The following is a 19,934-nucleotide window of genomic DNA, read 5'->3' on the forward strand; positions in this document are numbered from 1 at the left end:
CCCTAAAAAGTCGCGCGCCATGACAAACATGCCTTTCTTCACCCGCGAGGGCGATACATTCCACCCGACGGAAGTCGCCAACGGTCCGTGGGACCCGAAATCGCTGCACGGACGCGTCATCGTCGGCCTGCTCGGCTTCGCCGTCGAGGAGCGCCACTCGGGGCCCGAATTCGTGCCGGCGCGACTCACGGTCGACATGTTTCGGCTGCCGACCATCGACAAGCCGATCGAAGTGACGACGCGGGTCGTGCGCGACGGACTGCGCATCCGCGTGGTCGAAGCGGAGTTCGTTTCCGGCGGCGTCAGCATGGCGCGCGCCTCGTGCCAGCTGCTGCGCAAGACGCAGAACCCTGATGGCAATGTCTGGTCGCCGCCGAACTGGGACGTGCCGAAGCCATCAGACATTCCGAAACCGACTGATCCCAGGCTCGGCATGCACGGCAAAGGGACGACGCGCCCGATCGTCGGTCACATGGGCTCGCTCGGGCCGCGCCGGCTGTGGATGAGCGAGGTGCGCGAGCTCGTCGCCGGCGTGCCGATGACGCCGTTCGTCCATGTTGCCGTCGGCGCCGACTTCGCCAGCCCGTTCGCGAACGCCGGCGACAAGGGACTCGGCTACATCAACAGCGACGTCACGATCTATCTCCACCGCCTGCCGGTGACGAACTGGATCGGCTTCGATGTCGTGAACCACCAGGCCACCGACGGCGTCGCGATCGGCGAGTGCTGGCTCTATGACGAACAGGGTCCGATCGGCACCGCGACGGTCGCAGCGCTGGCACAGCGCAAGCCGATGCCGAAGGTGACGCCGCCGTAGTTGTCATTCCGGGGCACGCGAAGCGTGAGCCCGGAATCCATCTCACCTCCTGGACTGGGGCCCGATGGATTCCGGGCTCGCGCCAAGAGGCGCGCCCCGGAATGACGGGGAGAGAGCCTACGCCAGATGCCGCTTCATCTCCGGCCGCGCCTTCAATTCGGCACCCTGCTTGCCGACGATCTTGGCAATTCGCTCCGGCGCGAACTTCAGGTCGACGAACGCCGGCGCGCTGTTGGCGACCTCGTGATAACAGGCGATCCTGCCGTCACGCAGCGTCATGATCGCGACGCCCTCGAACATCGCCCGCGCGCCGTTCGCGTCGGGCAAGGTCGAACGATAGCTGAAAGTGTAGCGCGCATAGAGCGTGGTACCGTCCGACACGGGGTCATGCATGTCCCAGCGGAAATCGGTCGCCGTGCGATAGAACCAGTCGTCGATCATCGCGGCGATCTTCTCGCGGCCTGCGAACGCGCCGTAGAAGACGTCGTGATAGACACCGTCCTCGGTGAACAGCTCGGCGAAGGCACGGCCGTTGCGCTGCTCGACGGCGTCGCAGAAGGCGCGCAGCATGGCGGTGGTAGTCATTGGCGCGTCTCCCAATTCTCCGTCATGCCCCGCCTAGTGCGCAATTGCGCACGGGGGCGGACATCCAGTACGCCGCGGCTTCTCGATTAGAAACGACCGCCTCAGGAATACCGGATCGTCCGCCTTCGCGGACGATGACACCGATTGTTTAGAGACACTTCACCCGATCTCGGCGACCGCGGCAAGAATGCGCGCGATGTCCTGCGGGCGCGACAGGCGGTGGTCGCCGTCCTGGATCATGGTCAGGACGACGTCGTCGGCCGGCAGGCGGTGCGTCAGCGCGAACGCGTGCTGCCAGGGCACGTCAGGATCCTGCGCGCCTTGCAGGATGCGGACGGGGCAACCGAGATCGATGGCGCCGCCCAGCACGAGATGGTTGCGGCCTTCCTCGATCAGCTTCCGCGTGATCGGATAGGGCGAGCCGTCGCCATAGTCCGACGGCCGCAGCCAGAAGCCTTTGGTCTCGATCTCCTTCTTCACCGCGGGCGAGAATTTGTTCCACATCAGCTCCTCGGTGAAGTCGGGCGCCGGCGCGATCAGCACGAGCCCGGCCAGCGACGCCTTGCCGGCGCGCTTCCTGATCTCGCGCGCAAGCAGCAGCGCCATCCAGCCGCCCATAGAGGAGCCGATCAGGACTTGCGGGCCGTCGCAGAACCGCTCGAACACGGCGACGCTATCCTCGAGCCAGCTTCCGATGGTTCCGTCGGCGAAATCGCCGCTGGATTCGCCGTGGCCGGAATAATCGAATCGGACGACGGCGCGGCCATGCTCGTGGGCCCAGGCGTCCAGCGCCACAGCCTTGCCGCCCTGCATGTCCGACTTGAAACCGCCGAGCCAGACGAGGCCGGGACCCTTTCCGGCGCGGTGGCGCACCGCGATCCGGCGCGCGGACGCGCCCTCGCCCACATCGATGAAATCGAGCACGGCATCGGGACTGGCATTGGTCATGGAACGTTTACTCTGGCTGTGCGGTTTGAGCTGTCGGGGCGTGTTCCGAATGCAAGCCTGATATCGGCATTGTCCCTTTGGGACGCTTGCGGAACAGAAGCAAGGTGTCTATGTCCGTCAACGTGCCGGAGGGCGTGGCCAAAATGCCTCGCATTTGAGGGTATTTCGACCGCGGCACGAGCGAATTGCTTGCCGGCAAACGCATCTTCCTTCAAAATAGCCGCTTCTTTCACAACTTTGGAGAACCACCCATTCGCCGTCCTAATAAAGCTCCGCCCGCTGCCAGCAAAGACGGGCCGCGCATCAATGATGATATTCGCAATGCGCAGATCCAGCTGATCGATCAGACCGGTGACAACAAGGGCACGGTCGAGACGGTCCTCGCCATCCGGATGGCCCAGGAAGCCGGCATGGATCTGGTCGAGATTTCGCCGAATGTCAGTCCTCCGGTCTGCAAGATCATGGACTACGGCAAGTACAAGTATTCCGCTCAGAAGAAAGCCGCGGAAGCCCGCAAGCGGCAGAAGACCGTCGAGATCAAGGAGATCAAGCTCCGCCCGATGATCGACGACCACGATTACGACGTGAAGATGCGCGCGATGCAGCGGTTCTTCGAAGAGGGCGACAAGGTCAAGATCACGCTGCGCTATCGCGGCCGCGAAATGGCGCACCAGGAGATCGGCACCAAGCTTCTGGACAAGATCAAGACCGACGTCGCCGAGCTCGCCAAGGTCGAGCAGGACGCGCGGTTCGAAGGTCGCCAGGTCGTCATGGTGCTGGCGCCGCGCTGACAGCAGCTCGTTAGGACTTTCTAAGAGTTCAACGGCCCGTCCGGATTTCCGGCGGGCCGTTTTGTTTTGCCGAGGTAGTGCCGCGGGCGCTGCTGCACCCTCTCCCGCTTGCGGGAAAGGGTGGCGCGAAGCGCCGGGTGAGGGCTCGCGCCTCTTGGGGGTTTCTCGCGAGAGAAGACACCCTCTCCCCAACCCTCCCCCGCAGGCGGGGGAGGGGGCGCACCGCATTATTGGCGGCGGCTATGTCCGCGTCGCCTGCCAGGTACCGCTGCAGTAATCGCCGGAAATGATGCCCCTCCACGAACCGGCGCCGTACATGCCGGCGAGCCGGCCGCCGCCGCTGGCATGGGAGGCGCCGACCGAGACCTGGACGGCGACAGCCCCGGCGCGGTTGACCCGGCCCGAGACCCGGCCGCCACCAGCGGACGAGACGCGGCTGCCTGATACGGTGAACGGAACGCTGTAGCCCGAGCTGCAATTGCCGCGGGTGGTGGCGAAGGTGACGTTCCAGATGCCGTCATAGCCGCCGGCGCGAGCCTCGGCAGTTGACGGCAGCGCAGCCGTGGCGAGCACGGCGAACAGCGCCAGATGGCGCGGACGGGCGAAACCGCCCAGCGAAGTCAGAAATTGCGGGAAATGGGCCATTTTGGACCTGCTTCAGGCGACAAGGCTTGGACATGAGGGTAGCAACATCCAATAGTCGGCGGGCAGGTTTCGGCGGTTCATCGTTGCCAATTGGCTTGTCCTCTGTCATAAGCCCAGCCTTCATCGCCCGGCTGATTAAGGGCTGCCGTGGCGGTGTTTCGTGCGGGTTTCGCGCTTGTTCGTAAAACCTGAGCACAATCAACGCTCTAACGAGCATTTTTGACGGCCAGCCGCCTTCGCGGGCGGATCTCTATGGCCATTAGGAGAGCCAAATGCCCAAGCTGAAGACCAAATCGGGCGCTAAAAAGCGCTTCAAGGTGACTGCCACCGGCAAAGTGATGCACGCCCAGCGCGGCAAGCGTCACGGCATGATCAAGCGGACGAAGAAGCAGATCCGTCAGCTCCGCGGCACCCGCGTGCTGTTCAAGACCGACGGCGACAACGTCAAGAAGTACTTCTTGCCGAACGCCTGATCGCGTCCACGATCACTGCCATCCCTGCCGCATTCCGTGCGGCAATCCGATAACCAAAGTCATCTCTGAAGGATTTCGTCATGTCTCGCGTCAAACGCGGTGTGACCGCCCACGCCAAGCACAAGAAAGTCTACAAGGCCGCCAAGGGTTTCTACGGCCGCCGCAAGAACACCATCCGCGCCGCCAAGCCGGCCGTGGAGAAGGCCCAGCAATACGCCTTCCGCGACCGCAAGCGTAAGAAGCGGACGTTCCGCGCGCTCTGGATCCAGCGCATCAACGCTGCCGTCCGTCCGTTCGGCCTGACCTACAGCAAATTTATCGACGGCATGGCCAAGTCCGGGATCACCGTGGACCGCAAGGTGCTGTCGGATCTCGCGATCAGCGAGCCCGCGGCGTTCCAGGCGATCGCCGAGAAGGCCAAGGCGGCTCTGGCTGCTTAAGGCTTGCGCTAGCGGGCCTTTGGGCCCGCAGCCTTCAGCGCGCGTTGCGAGTAGCGCTGGGCGACCTCCGCCCGGCAAAAAGCTGCGAACGAGAGATACATGGTGCCGGACTTGTTCCGGTATTTCTGGTCGCAGACGCGCATCTCGCGTTTGTAAGCCTGCTGCTGCGCCGTGTTGAGACCGGGCAAGAAGTCCGCCTCGCACTTCTTCTCGACGGCGGCGCCAAGCTGGACATCGCCGCTCGCGGTCAACTGGCAATCCTGAAACACCTTCATCGCGCTTTCGCAGCTCTTCTGCTTGTTGATGGTGTCGACGACCTCATCCAGCGTCATGGATGTCTCCATGCAGACCATGGCGCGCGCAGGGGTGCCTGCGACCGACAGGACTACGGCCAGAACGGCAGGACAAACGGCACGACAGGATTTCGACAGCATCGCAAAGGTCTCCCCGTATCCTCCTTGGTGCCGGGTCCCCGCGCAGGGTTCAACCCAGCCGGCCATGTGCCCGAAATGACCGGCTTTTTGCTTGACGTTACGGCCTTCGGGCGGCGACAACCCAGCCGAATTTTGGCAGCAAGGATTTGACTGTGTCCGACCTCGCAACGCTCGAAACATCCATCCTCGACCAGATCGCCACTGCGGCCGATGAAGCCGCCCTGGAAGCGGTGCGCGTCGCGGCCCTCGGCAAGAAGGGCTCGATCTCGGCGCTGCTTGCCACGCTCGGCAAGATGTCGCCGGACGAGCGCAAGACGCAGGGCGCGGCGATCAACCTCGCCAAGGACAAGGTCACGCAGGCGCTCGCAGCACGGCGCGACGTGCTGAAGTCGGCGGCGCTCGATGCGCGGCTCGCGTCGGAGACCATCGACGTGACGCTGCCGCTGCGCGATGCGGCGGCCGAGGCCGGCCGGATCCATCCGCTCAGCCAGGTCTGGGACGAGCTGACCACGATCTTCGCCGACATGGGATTCTCGGTCGCCGAAGGCCCCGACATCGAGACCGACGACTACAACTTCACCAAGCTGAACTTCCCGGAAGGCCATCCGGCGCGCGAGATGCACGACACCTTCTTCTTCCATCCGAAGGAGGACGGCTCGCGCATGCTGCTGCGGACTCACACCTCGCCGGTGCAGGTGCGCACCATGCTGAGCCAGAAGCCGCCGATCCGCGTGATCTGCCCGGGCCGCACCTATCGCATCGATTCGGACGCGACCCACACGCCGCAATTCCACCAGGTCGAAGGCCTCGTCATCGACAAGAGCTCGCATCTCGGCCACCTCAAATGGATCCTGCACGAGTTCTGCAAGGCGTTCTTCGAGGTCGACCACATCAACATGCGCTTCCGGCCCTCGTTCTTTCCGTTCACCGAGCCGTCGCTGGAAGTCGACATCCAGTGCCGCCGCGACAAGGGCGAGATCCGCTTCGGCGAGGGCGATGACTGGCTGGAGATTCTCGGCTGCGGCATGGTGCATCCGAACGTGCTGCGCGCCTGCGGCATCGATCCCGACGAGTACCAGGGCTTTGCCTGGGGCATGGGCATCGACCGCATCGCCATGCTGAAATACGGCATCGCCGATCTGCGCCAGCTGTTCGACAGCGACGTCCGCTGGCTGTCCCATTACGGCTTCAAGCCGCTGGAGGTGCCGACGCTGGCGGGGGGATTGAGCACGTGATGGCAGTGATTGGCCATACGACGATTCTCTCCGTTCCCTCCGCGGAGACAACCCTCTCCCTACCCCTCCCCCGCAAGCGGGGGAGGGAATGGATGGAGCGAGCGCGTGGCCTTCGTTTCGTGGGGACGTATTCTCTGGCCGCTCGACAGGTCGAGCTCCCTCCCCCGCCTGCGGGGGAGGGTTGGGGAGAGGGTATTTCCTCAATGGGGTTGCCAATGGTCGATCCTGAACATCCTGATTGGAAGGTACCACCCAAGCTTCGAGCGAATGCGCGTACGCTCAGGCGCAATTCAACCGATGCAGAACGTATCTTGTGGTCGGAGCTGCGCGCCGGCCGATTGAACGGCGCGAGCTTCCGCCGCCAGGTGCCGATCGAACACTACATCGCCGATTTCATCTGCCACGCGGCCAAGCTCGTCATCGAACTCGATGGCGGCCAACATTTCTCGGACGAAGGCGAGCGCGCCGACGCGCGTCGCTCTGCCGCGATCGAAGCGAAGGGCTTCAAAGTGCTCCGCTTCAGCAATCTCGATGTCATGACCAATCGTGGCGGCGTTCTCGAAACAATTGCGACCACCGTCGCGGAGAGAGCCCCCACCCCAGCCCTCCCCCGCAAGCGGAAGAGGGAGCAGACCGTCTCCGTGGAGAAGAAACAGCCATGAAATTCACCCTCTCCTGGCTGAAGGACCATCTCGAGACCGACGAGCCGCTCGAAAAACTCGCCGACAAGCTCACCATGATCGGGCTCGAGGTCGAGAACATCGAGGACAAGGCGAAGGCGCTGAAGCCGTTCACCATCGCGAAGGTGATCTCAGCCGAGCAGCATCCGAATGCGGATCGCCTGCGGGTCTGCATGGTCGACACCGGCGACGGTGGCGCGCCCGTGCAGGTCGTGTGCGGCGCGCCGAATGCGCGCGCGGGGCTCGTCAGCGTGTTCTCAGCCCCCGGCACCTACATTCCCGGCAAGGACATCACGCTCGGCGTCGGCACCATCCGCGGTGTCGAGAGCCGCGGCATGCTGTGTTCGGCGGCCGAGCTGCAGATCTCCAACGACCATGACGGCATCATGGAATTGCCGGCGGACGCGCCGATCGGCGCTGCTTACGCCGAATGGGCTGCGCTCGGCGATCCCGTGATCGAGATCAATTTGACGCCGAACCGGCAGGACTGCACCGGCGTGCACGGCATCGCGCGGGATCTTGCCGCCGCCGACATGGGCAAGTTCAAGGACCCCACGATCAAGCCGGTCAAGGGCGAATTCCCGTGTCCGGTGAAGGTCACGGTCGAGGACGCCACGCTCTGTCCCGGCTTCGCGCTCCGCCTCGTGCGCGGCGTCAAGAACGGGCCGTCGCCGGAATGGCTGCAGAAGCGGCTGACCGCGATCGGTCTGCGTCCGATCAACGCGCTGGTCGACATCACCAATTTCATGACCTACGACCGCGCGCGTCCGCTGCACGTGTTCGACGCCAAGAAGGTGAAAGGCAATCTCCTCGTGCGCCGGGCGCGCGAGGGCGAGACCCTGCTGGCGCTCGACGGCCGTACCTATAATCTCGATCCCGCCATTTGCGTGATCGCGGACGAGCACGGCGTCGAATCGCTCGCCGGCATCATGGGCGGCGAAGCCTCGGGCTGCGACGAGAACACCACCGACGTGCTGATCGAATCGGCGCTGTGGAACGAGATCAACATCGCCCAGACCGGCCGCAAGCTCGGCATCAATTCCGATGCGCGCTACCGCTTCGAGCGCGGCGTCGATCCGGCTTTCATGGTGCCCGGCCTCGAGCTGGCGACGAAGCTCGTGATGGAGATGTGCGGCGGCGCGCCGTCCGAGAACGTCGTGGTCGGCAAGGCCTTTGGCGACGACCGCGTGATCGATTTCCCTGTCACCGAGGTCAAGCGCCTGTCCGGCATCGAGGTGCCGCAGGTCGAGATGAAGCGCATCCTGACCCATCTCGGCTTCATGATGGCGGGCCCCGGCCCCGTCGTGAAGGTCGCGGTGCCGTCGTGGCGCTCCGACGTGCACGGTAAGGCCGACATCGTCGAGGAGATCGTCCGCATCTTCGGCGTCGACAAGGTGCCGATGACGCCGTTCGAGCGCGGCGAGGACGCGCGCAAGCCCGTGCTGACGCCGCTGCAGCTGCGCACGCGCCGCGCCCGGCGCGCCCTCGCCAGCCGCGGCATGGTCGAGGCCGTCACCTGGTCGTTCATCGCAAAACCCGCGGCCGAATTGTTCGGCGGCGGCCAGCGCGCGCTCGAAGTGGCGAACCCGATCGCGTCTGATCTCTCCGACATGCGCCCGACCTTGCTCGCCGGCCTGATCGCAGCGGCGCAGGCCAATGCCGATCGCGGCTTTGGCGATGTCGCGCTGTTCGAGGTCGGCCAGGTCTTCAAGGGCGATCGCCCGCAGGACCAGTTCATGGCGGCGAGCGGCGTGCGCCGCGGCCTGGCTTCGGCCGAAGGTCTCGGACGGCACTGGACCGGCTCGGCGCAGGCCGACGTGTTCGACGCCAAGGCCGATGCGCTGGCGGTGCTGGCGGCGGCCGGCGCGCCGATGCAGGCGCTGCAGATCGTCTCCGGCGGTCCCGGCTGGCTGCATCCGGGCCGCTCCGGCACGATCCAGATCGGGCCGCAGAACGTGCTCGGCACTTTCGGCGAGGTGCATCCGCGCGCGCTCGAGGCGCTCGGCGCCGACGGGCCGCTGATGGTGTTCGAGGTGATCCTCGACCGCATCCCCGAGGCGAAGAAGAAGCCGACCCGCGCAAAACCCGTCATCGAGCTGTCGGCATTCCAGCCGGTGTCGCGGGACTTCGCTTTCATCGTCGATCGCGCGGTCAAGGCCGGCGACATCGTCCGTGCCGCGCAGGGCGTCGACAAGAAGCTGGTCACCGGCGTCAACGTCTTCGACGTCTACGAGGGCAAGGGCATCGAGGACGGCAAGAAGTCGATCGCGGTCGCAGTCACGCTTCAGCCGCGCGAGAAGACCCTGACCGATCAGGAGATCGAGGCCGTCGCCGCGAAGATCGTGGCGGAGGTGACGAAGAAGACCGGCGGCACGTTGAGAGCATGATGCCGAAAAGTGTGAAGCGGTTTTCGGACAACATCATGCTCCAGAATCATCGAGCATGACCTTCGCGGATTTACTCCCGAAGGACGTCAGCCTCACCATTGCGACGGCGCTCTGCGCCGTCGCTTTCGTTTCGGGCACCGCGCGCGGCTTCTCCGGCTTCGGCTCGGCGCTGATCTTCATGCCGCTGGCGAGCAGCATCGCGGCGCCGCGGCTCGTTGCCGCGCTGCTGCTGGTGATCGATTTCGTGGCGGCCGCGCCGCTGCTGCCGGATGCGTGGCGCAAGGCGGATCGCAAGGCCACTGCGGTGATCGTGCTCGGTGCGCTGATCGGCGTGCCCGTCGGCACCTATTTCCTCAGCGTGCTCGAGCCCGTCACCACGCGCTGGATCATCTCCTGCTTCGTCGCCGCGCTGCTGCTTCTGCTGCTGTCGGGCTGGCGCTATCGCGGCAAGGACCACGCCTGGCTCTCGGTCGGCATCGGCGGCCTCTCCGGCTTCTGCAGCGGCCTCGCGCAGACCGGTGGACCGCCGATCGTCGGCTACTGGCTCGGCCGCCCGATCGCGCCGATCGTCGCCCGCGCCAACATCCTGCTGTTCTTTGGCGCATCGGATTTCTTCTCGATGGTCAGCTACGCCGCCACCGGCCTGATCAGCCGCGAGTCGCTGGTGCTGTCGCTGATCGTCGGCCCGGTCTACGCCCTCGGCGTCGCCTTCGGCGCATCCCTATTCGGCCGCGCGAGTGAAAGGGTGTTTCGCGGGGTTTGCTATGCGCTGATCGCGATGGCGGTGATCTTTGGGCTGCCGGCGCTGGATGGCGTGCTGCGGTAGCTCTCTCCACGCGTCGTCCCAGCGAAGGCCGGGACCCATACCGCGTGATCTATCGGTTGTAGTCCGTAGAGGTACCGAACTACGAATCTTCGCCAAACCACGCTCTGTGGTTATGGGTCCCGGCCTTCGCCGGGACGACGGCGGAGTTTGTTGCCGCTTGGCTGCCCTACTGCCTCGCCCGCCGCTTCTTCGTCGACTGCGTCGGCACATCGGCCGGTTCGTCCTTGATCGCGCCGATCTTGCGGAGCGCGGCGTCCGCGGCGCGCTCGCCGCTTTCCCAGGCGCCGTCGACGGTGCCCCACAACGTCTCGTGGGTGGCTTCGCCGGCGAGGAACACATTGCCGATCGGCTCGGTCAGGATCCTTCGCGAGAGCTGACCGCCGGGCGCGGAGGCCGACATCGCACCCATCACGTAAGGCGAAGCGTTCCAGCGCGTCGCGCTGGTCTTCTGCACGGCAACCGCGGCCTCGCTGCCGAACAGCTTCGTGATCCATTCCTTCGCGAAAGCGGCCATCGCCTTCTCGCCCTGCTCGGAGAGATCGCGCCCGAACGAGCCGCCGACATCGATCGAGCACAACGAGGAGCCGCCGATATTGGCGTACATCAGCGCCGTGCGAGTCGAATTGCTCTGCTCGATCAGGATGTCGTCGCGCGACAGGCCGAGCGGATTGCCGGGGAGCTGCAGCACGATGTGGTCGTAGCTGCCGAGGGTGAGCTTTGAGGCTGCATCGAGCGTCCGCTTGGGGATGTCGGGCGCGAACTTGATCGCGCCCGATGTCAGCACGTTGGTCGAGACCGTGATGATGGCGGCGCGCGCGGCAATCTTGCCGCTCTGCGTCTCGACACTGACGTCGCGGTTGCTCCAGACGATCCGGCTCGCCGGCGTCGACAACGCGACCGGCGCCTGCTCGCCGAGCTTGGTGATCAGCGTGCCCAGCCCCTGGCGGCAGGCGATCGCAGCATTGCGGTCCTGCGCGCGCGCCTTGTCGATCGCGGACAGCTCCTTCAGGTCCTTGCCGCCAAAGCTCGCGCCCAGCATGAACTCGGTCGCCCCGGCCCAGTCGCCCAGGTCCTTCGGCAGCACGGACGCGCAGGAGGTGTCGAGCTTGCCGCGCGCGGCCTCGTCGATGGCACGGTTGGCACGGACCAGCGCCGCCAGAAACTCCTCGGTTTCGCCCGCGCGTGCGTTGCGGCGACCGATGCGCATCTTCTGGCCGGCCGGCGCGGGCAGCACGTCGAGCCCGGCGCTGCGCGCCAGGCGGATCATCGGATTGGTCTCGGGATTGTGCATCCAGCGCGCGCCGCGGTCGAACGGCACGTCAAAGGTCGTGGTATCCGTGATGCAGCGGCCGCCGACCTGCGAGGCCGCCTCCACCACCACGACCTTGCGATTGGCTGCCGTGATGCGCCGCGCTGCGGCAATTCCAGCCGCACCTGCGCCGATCACGACGATGTCGGCCTCGCGCGGCAGGGGCGCGGCGTTTGCGCGCAGCACCGGGAGCGCGGCAAGGGCCGCCGACGCCGAAAGGAAACCGCGGCGCGTGATTGTCATGTCATGGTTTCCGGAGACTTGCGGCAAACGGGAACAGCCCGCGAACCTTGCCGCATCTGATGTTGCACGGCAACCATCATGGTGAATCAATCGTGCTTGATCTCACAGAGTGATGAACCGAATGGCAACACGTTTCGACCATGATAGAGAAGGGAAAAAAGACGGCCGGAAAAGGCTGTGGGGGAGTTCGACATGGGGACGGTCCTTGATTCATTCGGCAAGCTGATTGCCGCGTACCTCTCGAAGGAGGTGCCGGGCTATGAGCCGTTCACGCCCAGCGACCCCGAGCATCTGCGCGGCGTCGTCGAGCCCGGCGACGTGCTGCTGGTCGAGGGCAACAACCGCATCTCCGGCATCATCAAATATCTGACGCAGTCGACCTGGTCGCATGCCGCGCTCTATGTCGGTCCGATCGAGGGCGCCGTGGAGCCCGACGGCGAGCCGCATGTCCTGATCGAGGCCAATATCGGCGAGGGCGTCACCTCGGCGCCGCTGTCGAAATATTTCCCGTATCATACCCGCCTCTGCCGCCCGGTCGGGCTGTCCTACGAGGACCGCACCACGGTCTGCCGCTATGCCATCAACCGCATCGGCTTCGGCTACGACACCAAGAACATCGTCGACCTGATGCGCTATCTGTTCCCGCTGCCGATACCGCAGCGTTGGCGGCGGCGCATGATCGCGATCGGCTCGGGCGATCCGACCAAGATCATCTGCTCGGCGCTGATCGCGCAGGCCTTCGACGCCGTGCGCTACCCGATCCTGCCGAAGATCACCAAAGCCGGCAGCCGCGCCGCCCGGCGCGAGATCCTGCACATCCGCGATTCCTCGCTGTACATGCCCCGCGACTTCGACATCTCACCCTATTTCGAGGTGGTGAAGCCGACCATCGTCAACGGATTCGACTACACCGCCCTGCACTGGGCCGACAAGCAAAAGCCGCTCGAGGAGGTGGCGGGCACTTTCAGTGTGTTTCCAGAAACGCTCCGTGCGCCGCCGCTCGTTCCTGAGGCGATTGACGAAGAAGCGCCGGATGAAGTTCCGGCTGAAGAAGTGAGCGCGCAGCCGGCGGAGATCACCGCCGCGTTCTCCGAGCACTTTGTGCTGCTGAGCGAACTCGCGACGTACCGCGCCCGGGCGCGGGAGATGGCGGCGTAATCCTCGGTGTCGTCCCGGCGAAGGCCGGGACCCATACCGCGGAATCTTTCCGTCGTGGACGGTCTTTGTACCGACGTAGGAATCAACTTCTAGTCTTCGCCAAACCACTTCCTGTGGTTATGGGTCCCGGTCTTCGCCGGGACGACGCGGAGATATTGTGCGCACCTCATAGGCGGCAGCGCACGCCCCTACCTTTCCGCCCGTCCGATCACCGCCATCAGCTCCGCGATCTTCGCGCGCTGGTCGGCCTTGTCGCCGCTCGAGATGGCGTGCTCGACGCAATGGGCGACGTGGTCCTTCAGAACCTCCTCCTCGACCCGGCGCAGCGCGGCGCGCACCGCCGAGATCTGCGTCACGATGTCGATGCAGTAGCGGTCTTCCTCGACCATCTTCGAGAGACCACGAACCTGGCCCTCGATCCGGCCGAGACGTTTTCCGACGGATGCCTTGATGTCCTTGCGCATGAGGTCTATATACCCCTACCGGGTATGGGTTGCAAGACCCGCTGAAAGGCCGGAGCATGGGAATGAACAAGAACGAACACGGGCATCATCACGACGCGGATACGCATTCCGGATGCGGCTGTTCCGCAAAAGCTGCACCGCCAGCCGCGAAGCCCGGGGCCTCCTCATGCTGCGGCGGCCACGACGATCATTCCGGCCATGCCCATCATCACGCCCATGACCACGGCCCAACGACGACAAAGGTCCTCGATCCCGTCTGCGGCATGACGGTCGATCCGGCGACCTCGAAGCATCGCTTCGAGCATCACGGCGAGACCTTCCACTTCTGCTCGGCTGGCTGCCGCACCAAATTCGCCGCCGATCCCGCCAAGTATCTTGCGAAGGAGAAGGCGCCCGAGCCCGAGATGCCCGCGGGCACGATCTACACCTGCCCGATGCATCCCGAGATCCGTCAGGTCGGTCCCGGCAGCTGCCCGATCTGCGGCATGGCGCTGGAGCCGGAGGTCGCAAGCCTGGAGACCGGCCCCAATCCGGAGCTCGCCGACATGACGCGGCGGTTCTGGATCGGCGGCGTGCTGGCGCTGCCGGCGGTGGTGCTCGAGATGGGCGGCCATCTCGCAGGTCCGCACAACTGGATCGATCCGACGCTGTCGAACTGGATCCAGCTCGTCTTCGCCACACCCGTGGTGCTGTGGGCCGGCTGGCCGTTCTTCGTCCGCGGCTGGCAGTCGCTGCTGACGCGCAACCTCAACATGTTCACGCTGATCGCGATGGGCACCGGCGTTGCCTATGTCTACAGCGTCCTCGGAACCGTCACGCCGCAGATCTTCCCCGCGACCTTCCGCGGTCATGGCGGCGCGGTCGCGATCTATTTCGAGGCCGCGGCCGTCATCACCGTGCTGGTGCTGCTCGGCCAGGTGCTGGAGCTGCGCGCCCGCGACGCCACCTCGGGCGCGATCAAGGCGCTGTTGCAGCTAGCGCCCAAGACCGCGCGCCGCGTCGACGCCGATGGCAGCGAGCATGAGGTCGAGATCGATACGCTCCATGCCGGCGACCGCTTGCGCGTTCGTCCCGGCGAGAAGGTGCCGGTCGACGGTGTCATCCTGGAGGGGCGCTCCTCGCTCGATGAGTCCCTCGTCACTGGCGAATCCATGCCGGTCACCAAGGAAACCGGCGCAAAAGTCATCGCCGGCACGCTGAACCAGTCGGGCAGCTTCATCATGCGCGCCGACAAGGTCGGGCGCGAGACGCTGCTGTCGCAGATCGTGCAGATGGTTGCGGATGCGCAGCGCTCGCGCGCGCCGATCCAGCGTCTGGCCGACCAGGTCGCCGGCTGGTTCGTGCCGGCCGTGATCGTCGTTGCAATCGCCGCCTTTGCCGCATGGACCTGGTTCGGCCCGGAACCTCGCCTCGCCTTCGGCCTCGTCGCCGCTGTCAGCGTGCTGATCATCGCCTGCCCCTGTGCGCTGGGACTTGCGACCCCGATGTCGATCATGGTCGGCGTCGGCCGCGGCGCGCAAGCCGGCGTGCTGATCAAGAACGCCGAAGCGCTGGAGCGGATGGAGAAGATCGACACGCTGGTGGTCGACAAAACAGGCACGCTGACCGAGGGCAAGCCCAAGGTGGTCGGAATCGTGCCGGCGTCCGGCTTTGCGGAAGACGACATCCTGCGCATTGCGGCCACCGTCGAGCGCGCCAGCGAGCATCCGCTCGCCGACGCCATCGTGCGCGCGGCGAAGGAGAGACAGCTCGCGCTCGGCCAGGTCGAGCAGTTCGATTCGCCGACCGGCAAGGGCGCGACCGGCAAGGTCGACGGCAAGACCGTCGTGCTCGGCAATGCCAGATATCTGTCATCGATCGGCATCGACACCACGACGCTCGACGCGGAGGCCGAACGGCTGCGCGGCGACGGCGCGACCGTGATCAACATGGCCATCGAAGGCCAGCTGGCCGGCCTGTTCGCGATCGCCGATCCGGTCAAGGCCTCGACGCCGGAGGCGCTGAAGGCGCTGGCCGACGAAGGCATCAAGGTCATCATGCTGACCGGCGACAACCGCACGACGGCAGAGGCCGTGGCGCGCCGGCTCGGCATCGCCGAGGTCGAGGCCGAGGTGCTGCCCGACCAGAAGAGCGCGGTGGTCTCAAAGCTGCAGAAGGCCGGCCGCAGCGTCGCGATGGCCGGCGACGGCGTCAACGACGCCCCGGCGCTGGCCGCTGCCGAGGTCGGCATCGCCATGGGCACCGGCACGGACGTCGCCATGGAAAGCGCCGGCGTCACCCTGCTCAAGGGCGATCTCGTGGGCATCGTGCGGGCGCGAAAACTGTCGCAGGCGACGATGAGCAACATCCGCCAGAACCTGTTCTTCGCCTTCATCTACAACGCCGCCGGCATCCCGATCGCGGCCGGCATCCTCTACCCGGCGTTCGGCGTGCTGCTCTCCCCGATCATCGCGGCAGCGGCGATGGCGCTGTCCTCGGTGAGCGTGGTCGGCAACGCACTGCGGCTGCGTGCGACGCGGCTGTAAGACAACCAAGTTAAAATCGTAGCCCGGATGGAGCGCAGCGAAATCCGGGTTCTGCTAACATGCGGGCACTGTCCCGGATTGCGCTTCGCTCCATCCGGGCTACGCAGCAACGGATTGAGCAAGACGCGCGGAGAGGACCTGATGCAGCGGATTACGATCACGATCGAGGACGACCTCCTGGCGGAGATCGACGCCGCGGCGGAGGCGCGCGGCTACCAGAACCGCTCCGAGATTATCCGCGATCTCGCGCGCGCCGGGCTGCAGCAGAGCACGGAGGACACGGCACAGACCGGCCAATGCGTCGCCGGTCTCGTCTATGTCTACGACCACGCCGCGCGCGACCTGTCGAAACGGCTGGTGCAGGAATTCCACGGCCATCACGACCTCGCACTGGCGACGCTGCACGTCCACCTCGACGACAACAATTGCATGGAGATGACGGCGCTGCGCGGCGCCGCCGACGAGGTCAGGCATTTCGCCGACCACATCATCGCCGAACGCGGCGTGCGCTACGGCCGCGTGGTGATGATTCCGACCGGCGACGGCAAGCAGGCGAAGGCGCGCAAGCACGGGCACCGGCACGAGTAGGTCGGATCTTACCCTCCCCTGGAGGGGGAGGGTAAGCAAGGGCTCGCGCCGCGTTCGCGGCCGACGGCAGCGCGGCCAGCCACCCTTGCCGAAGCCACGTTGCATGTCTACCTCTCGCGGATAATCTACCTCAGAGGAACCCCCATGCTGGATGCCGCCGTGAAGGCGCTGTCGCAAATGATCTCGCCGCCGATGCGCACGATCCTGTGGCGATCGATCGGGCTCGCGCTCGTGCTGATCACCGTGCTGGCGATCGGCCTGCAGCGGCTGCTCAGCTGGTTTGCGACCTCTGGCGAGGTCTGGCTGGAGGGCCTGCTCGGGCCGGGCTGGCACTCCTCGCTCGAAGTTTTGTCCTGGATCGTCTCGATCGCGGCGGGGCTTGGCGTCGTGTTCGGCGGCATCTTCCTGATGCCGGCGATCACCTCGCTGGTGGCGAGCCTGTTCGTCGACGACGTCGCCGACATCGTCGAGCGCGAGCACTATCCCGCCGAGCGGCCGGGTGTCGCGCTGCCATTCAGCCAGGCGATCTTCGAGGGCGTCAAGACGGCGCTACTGGCCATCCTGGTTTATCTCGCTGCGCTGCCGCTGGTGTTGTTCGCCGGCGCCGGCTTCCTGATCTTCTTCATCGCTGCCGCCTGGCTCCTGGGCCGCGAATATTTCGAGCTCGCCGCGATGCGCTTCCGCTCCCCGGAGGAAGCCAAGGCGATGCGGCGCGACAATGCCGCGACCATCTTCACCGCGGGCCTCTTCATAGCGGCCTTCGTCTCGATCCCGATCGTCAATCTGGCGACGCCGATCTTCGGCATGGCCTTCATGGTCCACATGCACAAGCGCCTGTCAGGCCCGCGCCCGGAGCTGATCGAGCCGGCGCGTCAGATGCGCTGACGACGGCGGGCGCGCGGCCTGCTCAGACCGTCTTCTCCGGCCAGCGGCAGAGATCGTTGATCAGGCACACCTCGCAGCGCGGCTTGCGTGCGAGGCAGGTATAGCGGCCGTGCAGGATCAGCCAGTGATGCGCATGCAGCATGAACTCGGCCGGGATCACCTTTTCGAGGCCGAGCTCGACGTCGAGCGGCGTCTTGCCGGGCGCAAGTCCCGTGCGATTGCCTACGCGGAAGACATGCGTGTCCACCGCCATCGTGTGCTCGCCGAAGGCCATGTTGAGCACGACATTGGCGGTCTTGCGCCCCGCACCGGGCAATGACTCGATCTCCGCGCGCGTGCGCGGCACCTCGCCGCCGAAATCGCTGAGCACTTTTGCCGAGAGCGCGATGACGTTCTTCGCCTTGGTGCGATAGAGGCCGATGGTCTTGATGTAATCGCGCAAGCGCTCCTCGCCGAGGTCGAGCATCTTCTGCGGTGTATCGGCGACCTCGAACAACGCGCGCGTCGCCTTGTTGACGCCGGCATCGGTCGCCTGCGCCGACAGCACCACCGCGACCAGCAGCGTGAACGGGTTGACGTGCTCGAGCTCGCCCTTCGGCTCCGGATTGGCCTTGCGGAAGCGGCTGAACACCTCGTGGATCTCCGCCGGCGTCCAAGGTTTCATCGCCTTGAGGGATTTCTTTGCCGGGGCTCTCGGCTTCGCGGCGGCCGCCTTTGCCTTTTTCTTCGGCACGGCGGCTTTGCGCGGGACCGGCTTACGGGTGATTTTCGCCATGATCGGGATATACTGAGGGACGATGAGCACAGGCAACGAAATTGAGCGCAAGGTCTTTGAAGATCAGCACGAGGTGCAGATCTTCTCCGCGCTGCTGACGCCGCACCGCTCGCTGAACCGCACCGGCTTCCTCGCCGTCATGCTGTTCCTGAGCGTCGTCAGCTTTGCCACCGGCCTCGCCTTCCTGTTGAAGGGCGCCTGGCCCGTGCTCGGCTTCTTTGGTCTCGACGTGCTCGTGGTCTGGTGGGCCTTCAGGGTCAATTTCGGCACAGGGCGGGCGCGCGAGGAGATCACCGTCACGACCTCCGAGCTGCGGGTGCGGCGCATCAGCCATCGCGGTCAGGTCGCCGAATGGACCTTCAATCCGCTCTGGGTCCGCCTCGACATGGAAGTCGACGAGGATTTCGGCATCGAGCATCTCTACCTGATCTCGCGCGGCCACCAGATCCAGCTCGCAAGGTTCCTCGGACCTGAGGAAAAGGCAAGTTTTTACAAAGGCTTGGTTGAGGCACTGAACGCCGCCAAGCGTGGGCCGACCTACAACCCGATCAGCTGATCCCAGTCGGAAATCGGGTGGTTTCAGAGCCTCCCCTCTCCTACATTTCCGGTCATGATGACACTCGCAATCCATGACCAGCGCCTGGCCAAGCCGGGCCCCCAGAACGCCGCGCTGCGGGATTACGATTCCGTGCGCCGGGCGATCGCGTTCATCTCGGAGAACTGGCGCGCGCAGCCGACCATCGAGGCGATGGCGGATGCGGCCGGCGTCACGCCCGATGAGCTGCACCATCTGTTCCGCCGCTGGGCCTCGATCACGCCGAAGGCTTTCATGCAGGCGCTCACACTCGACCATGCCAAGGGACTGCTGCGGGATTCCGCCAGCATTCTCGACGCCGCGCTCGACTCCGGCCTGTCAGGGCCGGGCCGGCTGCACGATCTCTTCGTCACCCATGAAGCGATGTCGCCGGGCGAATGGAAGAACGGCGGCGCGGGGCTCACCTTGCGCTACGGCTTCCACCCCTCGCCGTTCGGCACCGCCATCGTGATCGCGACCGACCGCGGCCTCTCGGGCCTCGCCTTCGCCGATCATGGCGAAGAGAAGATCGCGCTCGCCGACATGACGCGGCGCTGGCCGAAGGCGACCTATGTCGAAGATCACGAAGGCACCGCGCCGCTCGCCGCGCGCATCTTCGACCCGAAACTCTGGCGGCCCGACCAGCCGCTGCGCATCGTCCTGATCGGCACCGATTTCGAGGTGCGGGTGTGGGAGACGCTGCTGAAGATTCCGATGGGCCGCGCGGTGTCCTATTCCGACATCGCCTGCAACATCGACAGCCCGAAGGCCTCGCGCGCCGTCGGCGCTGCGGTCGGCAAGAACCCGGTCTCGTTCGTCGTGCCCTGCCACCGCGCACTCGGCAAGAGCGGCACGCTCACCGGCTACCACTGGGGCATCACCCGCAAGCAGGCGATGCTGGGCTGGGAAGCCGGGCGGGTCGGGGTGCAGTGATTTATTCAATGTCGTTCCGGGGCGATGCGGAGCATCGAACCCGGAACCTCGAGATTCCGGGTTCGCCCGTCGGGCGCCCCGGAATAACGGCGTCTATCAACCCGCCAGCTATCGTAGGGTGGGCAAAGGCGCATAGCGCCGTGCCCACCATCTCTCTCAATCGCTGACGGAGCGTGGCACGCTTCGCTTTGCCCACCCTACGAGCGCGCGTCTGCCGCG

The 19,934-nt window shown here is 65.5% G+C and carries 21 protein-coding genes; 14 read left to right on the forward strand and 7 right to left on the reverse strand.

What is annotated here, in order from left to right; all coding sequences use genetic code 11:
* Positions 1–19: 19 nt before the first annotated feature.
* Complete coding sequence (locus N2603_RS00650; protein ID WP_260387317.1) at positions 20–817, forward strand: thioesterase family protein; 798 nt, start codon at positions 20–22, stop codon at positions 815–817.
* Positions 818–934: 117 nt separating this feature from the next.
* On the opposite strand, the gene N2603_RS00655 is transcribed toward N2603_RS00650, so the two are convergent.
* Positions 935–1,402 carry a nuclear transport factor 2 family protein gene (locus N2603_RS00655; protein ID WP_260387318.1) on the reverse strand — a complete coding sequence of 156 codons (468 nt, stop codon included), beginning with the start codon at positions 1,400–1,402 and terminating at the stop codon, positions 935–937.
* 159 nt (positions 1,403–1,561) lie between these two features.
* Positions 1,562–2,350 carry an alpha/beta hydrolase gene (locus N2603_RS00660; protein WP_260387319.1) on the reverse strand — a complete coding sequence of 263 codons (789 nt, stop codon included), beginning with the start codon at positions 2,348–2,350 and terminating at the stop codon, positions 1,562–1,564.
* 251 nt (positions 2,351–2,601) lie between these two features.
* Here N2603_RS00660 and infC point away from each other — a divergent pair, with 251 nt between their 5' ends.
* Positions 2,602–3,141, forward strand: coding sequence for a translation initiation factor IF-3 (gene infC / locus N2603_RS00665; RefSeq protein WP_080648110.1), 540 nt, complete (start codon positions 2,602–2,604; stop codon positions 3,139–3,141).
* 240 nt (positions 3,142–3,381) lie between these two features.
* On the opposite strand, the gene N2603_RS00670 is transcribed toward infC, so the two are convergent.
* Positions 3,382–3,786, reverse strand: a complete 405-nt coding sequence (locus N2603_RS00670) for a hypothetical protein (protein WP_260387320.1) — start codon at positions 3,784–3,786, stop codon at positions 3,382–3,384.
* A gap of 272 nt (positions 3,787–4,058) precedes the next feature.
* Between N2603_RS00670 and rpmI the strand changes: the two genes are divergently transcribed.
* Positions 4,059–4,259 (forward strand): 50S ribosomal protein L35, encoded by a 201-nt coding sequence (gene rpmI / locus N2603_RS00675; RefSeq protein ID WP_008539890.1) that lies wholly within the window; start codon positions 4,059–4,061, stop codon positions 4,257–4,259.
* An 80-nt stretch (positions 4,260–4,339) separates the two neighbouring features.
* Positions 4,340–4,699, forward strand: a complete 360-nt coding sequence (gene rplT / locus N2603_RS00680) for a 50S ribosomal protein L20 (protein WP_008143961.1) — start codon at positions 4,340–4,342, stop codon at positions 4,697–4,699.
* A gap of 8 nt (positions 4,700–4,707) precedes the next feature.
* Here rplT and N2603_RS00685 read toward each other — a convergent pair whose 3' ends face one another.
* The gene (locus N2603_RS00685; RefSeq protein ID WP_425248969.1) at positions 4,708–5,133 is read right to left on the reverse strand and encodes a hypothetical protein; all 426 of its coding nucleotides are present in this window, start codon (positions 5,131–5,133) and stop codon (positions 4,708–4,710) included.
* A 152-nt stretch (positions 5,134–5,285) separates the two neighbouring features.
* Between N2603_RS00685 and pheS the strand changes: the two genes are divergently transcribed.
* The 4 genes from pheS (at position 5,286) to N2603_RS00705 (ending at position 10,261) form a co-directional block, all read left to right on the forward strand.
* Complete coding sequence (gene pheS, locus N2603_RS00690) at positions 5,286–6,368, forward strand: phenylalanine--tRNA ligase subunit alpha (protein WP_260387322.1); 1,083 nt, start codon at positions 5,286–5,288, stop codon at positions 6,366–6,368.
* 215 nt (positions 6,369–6,583) lie between these two features.
* Positions 6,584–7,030: an endonuclease domain-containing protein gene (locus N2603_RS00695; RefSeq protein WP_260387323.1), complete on the forward strand. Its 447-nt coding sequence runs from the start codon at positions 6,584–6,586 to the stop codon at positions 7,028–7,030.
* A complete protein-coding gene (pheT, locus tag N2603_RS00700; RefSeq protein ID WP_260387324.1) occupies positions 7,027–9,435 on the forward strand; it encodes a phenylalanine--tRNA ligase subunit beta in 2,409 nt (802 codons plus the stop codon). The genes N2603_RS00695 and pheT overlap by 4 nt, the downstream gene beginning before the upstream one ends.
* A 55-nt stretch (positions 9,436–9,490) precedes the next feature.
* Entirely contained in the window at positions 9,491–10,261 is a 771-nt protein-coding gene (locus N2603_RS00705; RefSeq protein WP_260387325.1) for a sulfite exporter TauE/SafE family protein, read from the forward strand.
* A 166-nt stretch (positions 10,262–10,427) separates the two neighbouring features.
* On the opposite strand, the gene N2603_RS00710 is transcribed toward N2603_RS00705, so the two are convergent.
* Positions 10,428–11,813, reverse strand: coding sequence for a flavin monoamine oxidase family protein (locus tag N2603_RS00710; RefSeq protein WP_260387326.1), 1,386 nt, complete (start codon positions 11,811–11,813; stop codon positions 10,428–10,430).
* 192 nt (positions 11,814–12,005) lie between these two features.
* Between N2603_RS00710 and N2603_RS00715 the strand changes: the two genes are divergently transcribed.
* Complete coding sequence (locus N2603_RS00715) at positions 12,006–12,971, forward strand: YiiX/YebB-like N1pC/P60 family cysteine hydrolase (protein ID WP_018645029.1); 966 nt, start codon at positions 12,006–12,008, stop codon at positions 12,969–12,971.
* A gap of 188 nt (positions 12,972–13,159) precedes the next feature.
* Here N2603_RS00715 and N2603_RS00720 read toward each other — a convergent pair whose 3' ends face one another.
* Positions 13,160–13,435, reverse strand: coding sequence for a metal-sensitive transcriptional regulator (locus N2603_RS00720; protein ID WP_018645028.1), 276 nt, complete (start codon positions 13,433–13,435; stop codon positions 13,160–13,162).
* A gap of 62 nt (positions 13,436–13,497) precedes the next feature.
* On the opposite strand from N2603_RS00720, the gene N2603_RS00725 reads away from it, so the two are divergent.
* From N2603_RS00725 to N2603_RS00735, 3 genes are all read left to right on the forward strand, one after another.
* The gene (locus tag N2603_RS00725) at positions 13,498–15,960 is read left to right on the forward strand and encodes a heavy metal translocating P-type ATPase (RefSeq protein ID WP_260387327.1); all 2,463 of its coding nucleotides are present in this window, start codon (positions 13,498–13,500) and stop codon (positions 15,958–15,960) included.
* A 141-nt stretch (positions 15,961–16,101) separates the two neighbouring features.
* Complete coding sequence (gene nikR / locus N2603_RS00730; protein ID WP_260387328.1) at positions 16,102–16,548, forward strand: nickel-responsive transcriptional regulator NikR; 447 nt, start codon at positions 16,102–16,104, stop codon at positions 16,546–16,548.
* A 144-nt stretch (positions 16,549–16,692) separates the two neighbouring features.
* The gene (locus N2603_RS00735) at positions 16,693–17,433 is read left to right on the forward strand and encodes a sulfate transporter family protein (protein WP_018645024.1); all 741 of its coding nucleotides are present in this window, start codon (positions 16,693–16,695) and stop codon (positions 17,431–17,433) included.
* A gap of 22 nt (positions 17,434–17,455) precedes the next feature.
* Here the strand turns inward: N2603_RS00735 and nth are convergent, their stop codons facing one another.
* Positions 17,456–18,208 carry an endonuclease III gene (gene nth / locus N2603_RS00740; protein ID WP_260387329.1) on the reverse strand — a complete coding sequence of 251 codons (753 nt, stop codon included), beginning with the start codon at positions 18,206–18,208 and terminating at the stop codon, positions 17,456–17,458.
* A 22-nt stretch (positions 18,209–18,230) separates the two neighbouring features.
* Here nth and N2603_RS00745 point away from each other — a divergent pair, with 22 nt between their 5' ends.
* Positions 18,231–18,764 carry a DUF2244 domain-containing protein gene (locus N2603_RS00745; protein WP_260387330.1) on the forward strand — a complete coding sequence of 178 codons (534 nt, stop codon included), beginning with the start codon at positions 18,231–18,233 and terminating at the stop codon, positions 18,762–18,764.
* Positions 18,765–18,818: 54 nt separating this feature from the next.
* On the forward strand, positions 18,819–19,715 hold the full coding sequence (locus N2603_RS00750) for a methylated-DNA--[protein]-cysteine S-methyltransferase (RefSeq protein ID WP_260387331.1): 897 nt from the start codon (positions 18,819–18,821) through the stop codon (positions 19,713–19,715).
* Positions 19,716–19,934: the final 219 nt, after the last annotated feature.

Source organism: Bradyrhizobium huanghuaihaiense (assembly GCF_025200885.1).
GTDB lineage: Bacteria > Pseudomonadota > Alphaproteobacteria > Rhizobiales > Xanthobacteraceae > Bradyrhizobium > Bradyrhizobium huanghuaihaiense.

Bases quoted from the DNA above. Each gene is read 5' to 3' on its own strand.
- nth (WP_260387329.1), bottom strand. From the start codon at position 18,208: ATGGCGAAAATCACCCGTAAGCCGGTCCCGCGCAAAGCCGCCGTGCCG.
- N2603_RS00750 (WP_260387331.1), top strand. From the start codon at position 18,819: ATGATGACACTCGCAATCCATGACCAGCGCCTGGCCAAGCCGGGCCCC.
- N2603_RS00660 (WP_260387319.1), bottom strand. From the start codon at position 2,350: ATGACCAATGCCAGTCCCGATGCCGTGCTCGATTTCATCGATGTGGGC.
- N2603_RS00670 (WP_260387320.1), bottom strand. From the start codon at position 3,786: ATGGCCCATTTCCCGCAATTTCTGACTTCGCTGGGCGGTTTCGCCCGT.
- N2603_RS00685 (WP_425248969.1), bottom strand. From the start codon at position 5,133: ATGCTGTCGAAATCCTGTCGTGCCGTTTGTCCTGCCGTTCTGGCCGTA.
- N2603_RS00745 (WP_260387330.1), top strand. From the start codon at position 18,231: ATGAGCACAGGCAACGAAATTGAGCGCAAGGTCTTTGAAGATCAGCAC.
- N2603_RS00710 (WP_260387326.1), bottom strand. From the start codon at position 11,813: ATGACAATCACGCGCCGCGGTTTCCTTTCGGCGTCGGCGGCCCTTGCC.
- pheT (WP_260387324.1), top strand. From the start codon at position 7,027: ATGAAATTCACCCTCTCCTGGCTGAAGGACCATCTCGAGACCGACGAG.
- N2603_RS00695 (WP_260387323.1), top strand. From the start codon at position 6,584: ATGGTCGATCCTGAACATCCTGATTGGAAGGTACCACCCAAGCTTCGA.
- rpmI (WP_008539890.1), top strand. From the start codon at position 4,059: ATGCCCAAGCTGAAGACCAAATCGGGCGCTAAAAAGCGCTTCAAGGTG.
- N2603_RS00715 (WP_018645029.1), top strand. From the start codon at position 12,006: ATGGGGACGGTCCTTGATTCATTCGGCAAGCTGATTGCCGCGTACCTC.
- N2603_RS00655 (WP_260387318.1), bottom strand. From the start codon at position 1,402: ATGACTACCACCGCCATGCTGCGCGCCTTCTGCGACGCCGTCGAGCAG.
- N2603_RS00735 (WP_018645024.1), top strand. From the start codon at position 16,693: ATGCTGGATGCCGCCGTGAAGGCGCTGTCGCAAATGATCTCGCCGCCG.
- N2603_RS00705 (WP_260387325.1), top strand. From the start codon at position 9,491: ATGACCTTCGCGGATTTACTCCCGAAGGACGTCAGCCTCACCATTGCG.
- N2603_RS00725 (WP_260387327.1), top strand. From the start codon at position 13,498: ATGAACAAGAACGAACACGGGCATCATCACGACGCGGATACGCATTCC.
- N2603_RS00720 (WP_018645028.1), bottom strand. From the start codon at position 13,435: ATGCGCAAGGACATCAAGGCATCCGTCGGAAAACGTCTCGGCCGGATC.
- nikR (WP_260387328.1), top strand. From the start codon at position 16,102: ATGCAGCGGATTACGATCACGATCGAGGACGACCTCCTGGCGGAGATC.
- N2603_RS00650 (WP_260387317.1), top strand. From the start codon at position 20: ATGACAAACATGCCTTTCTTCACCCGCGAGGGCGATACATTCCACCCG.
- rplT (WP_008143961.1), top strand. From the start codon at position 4,340: ATGTCTCGCGTCAAACGCGGTGTGACCGCCCACGCCAAGCACAAGAAA.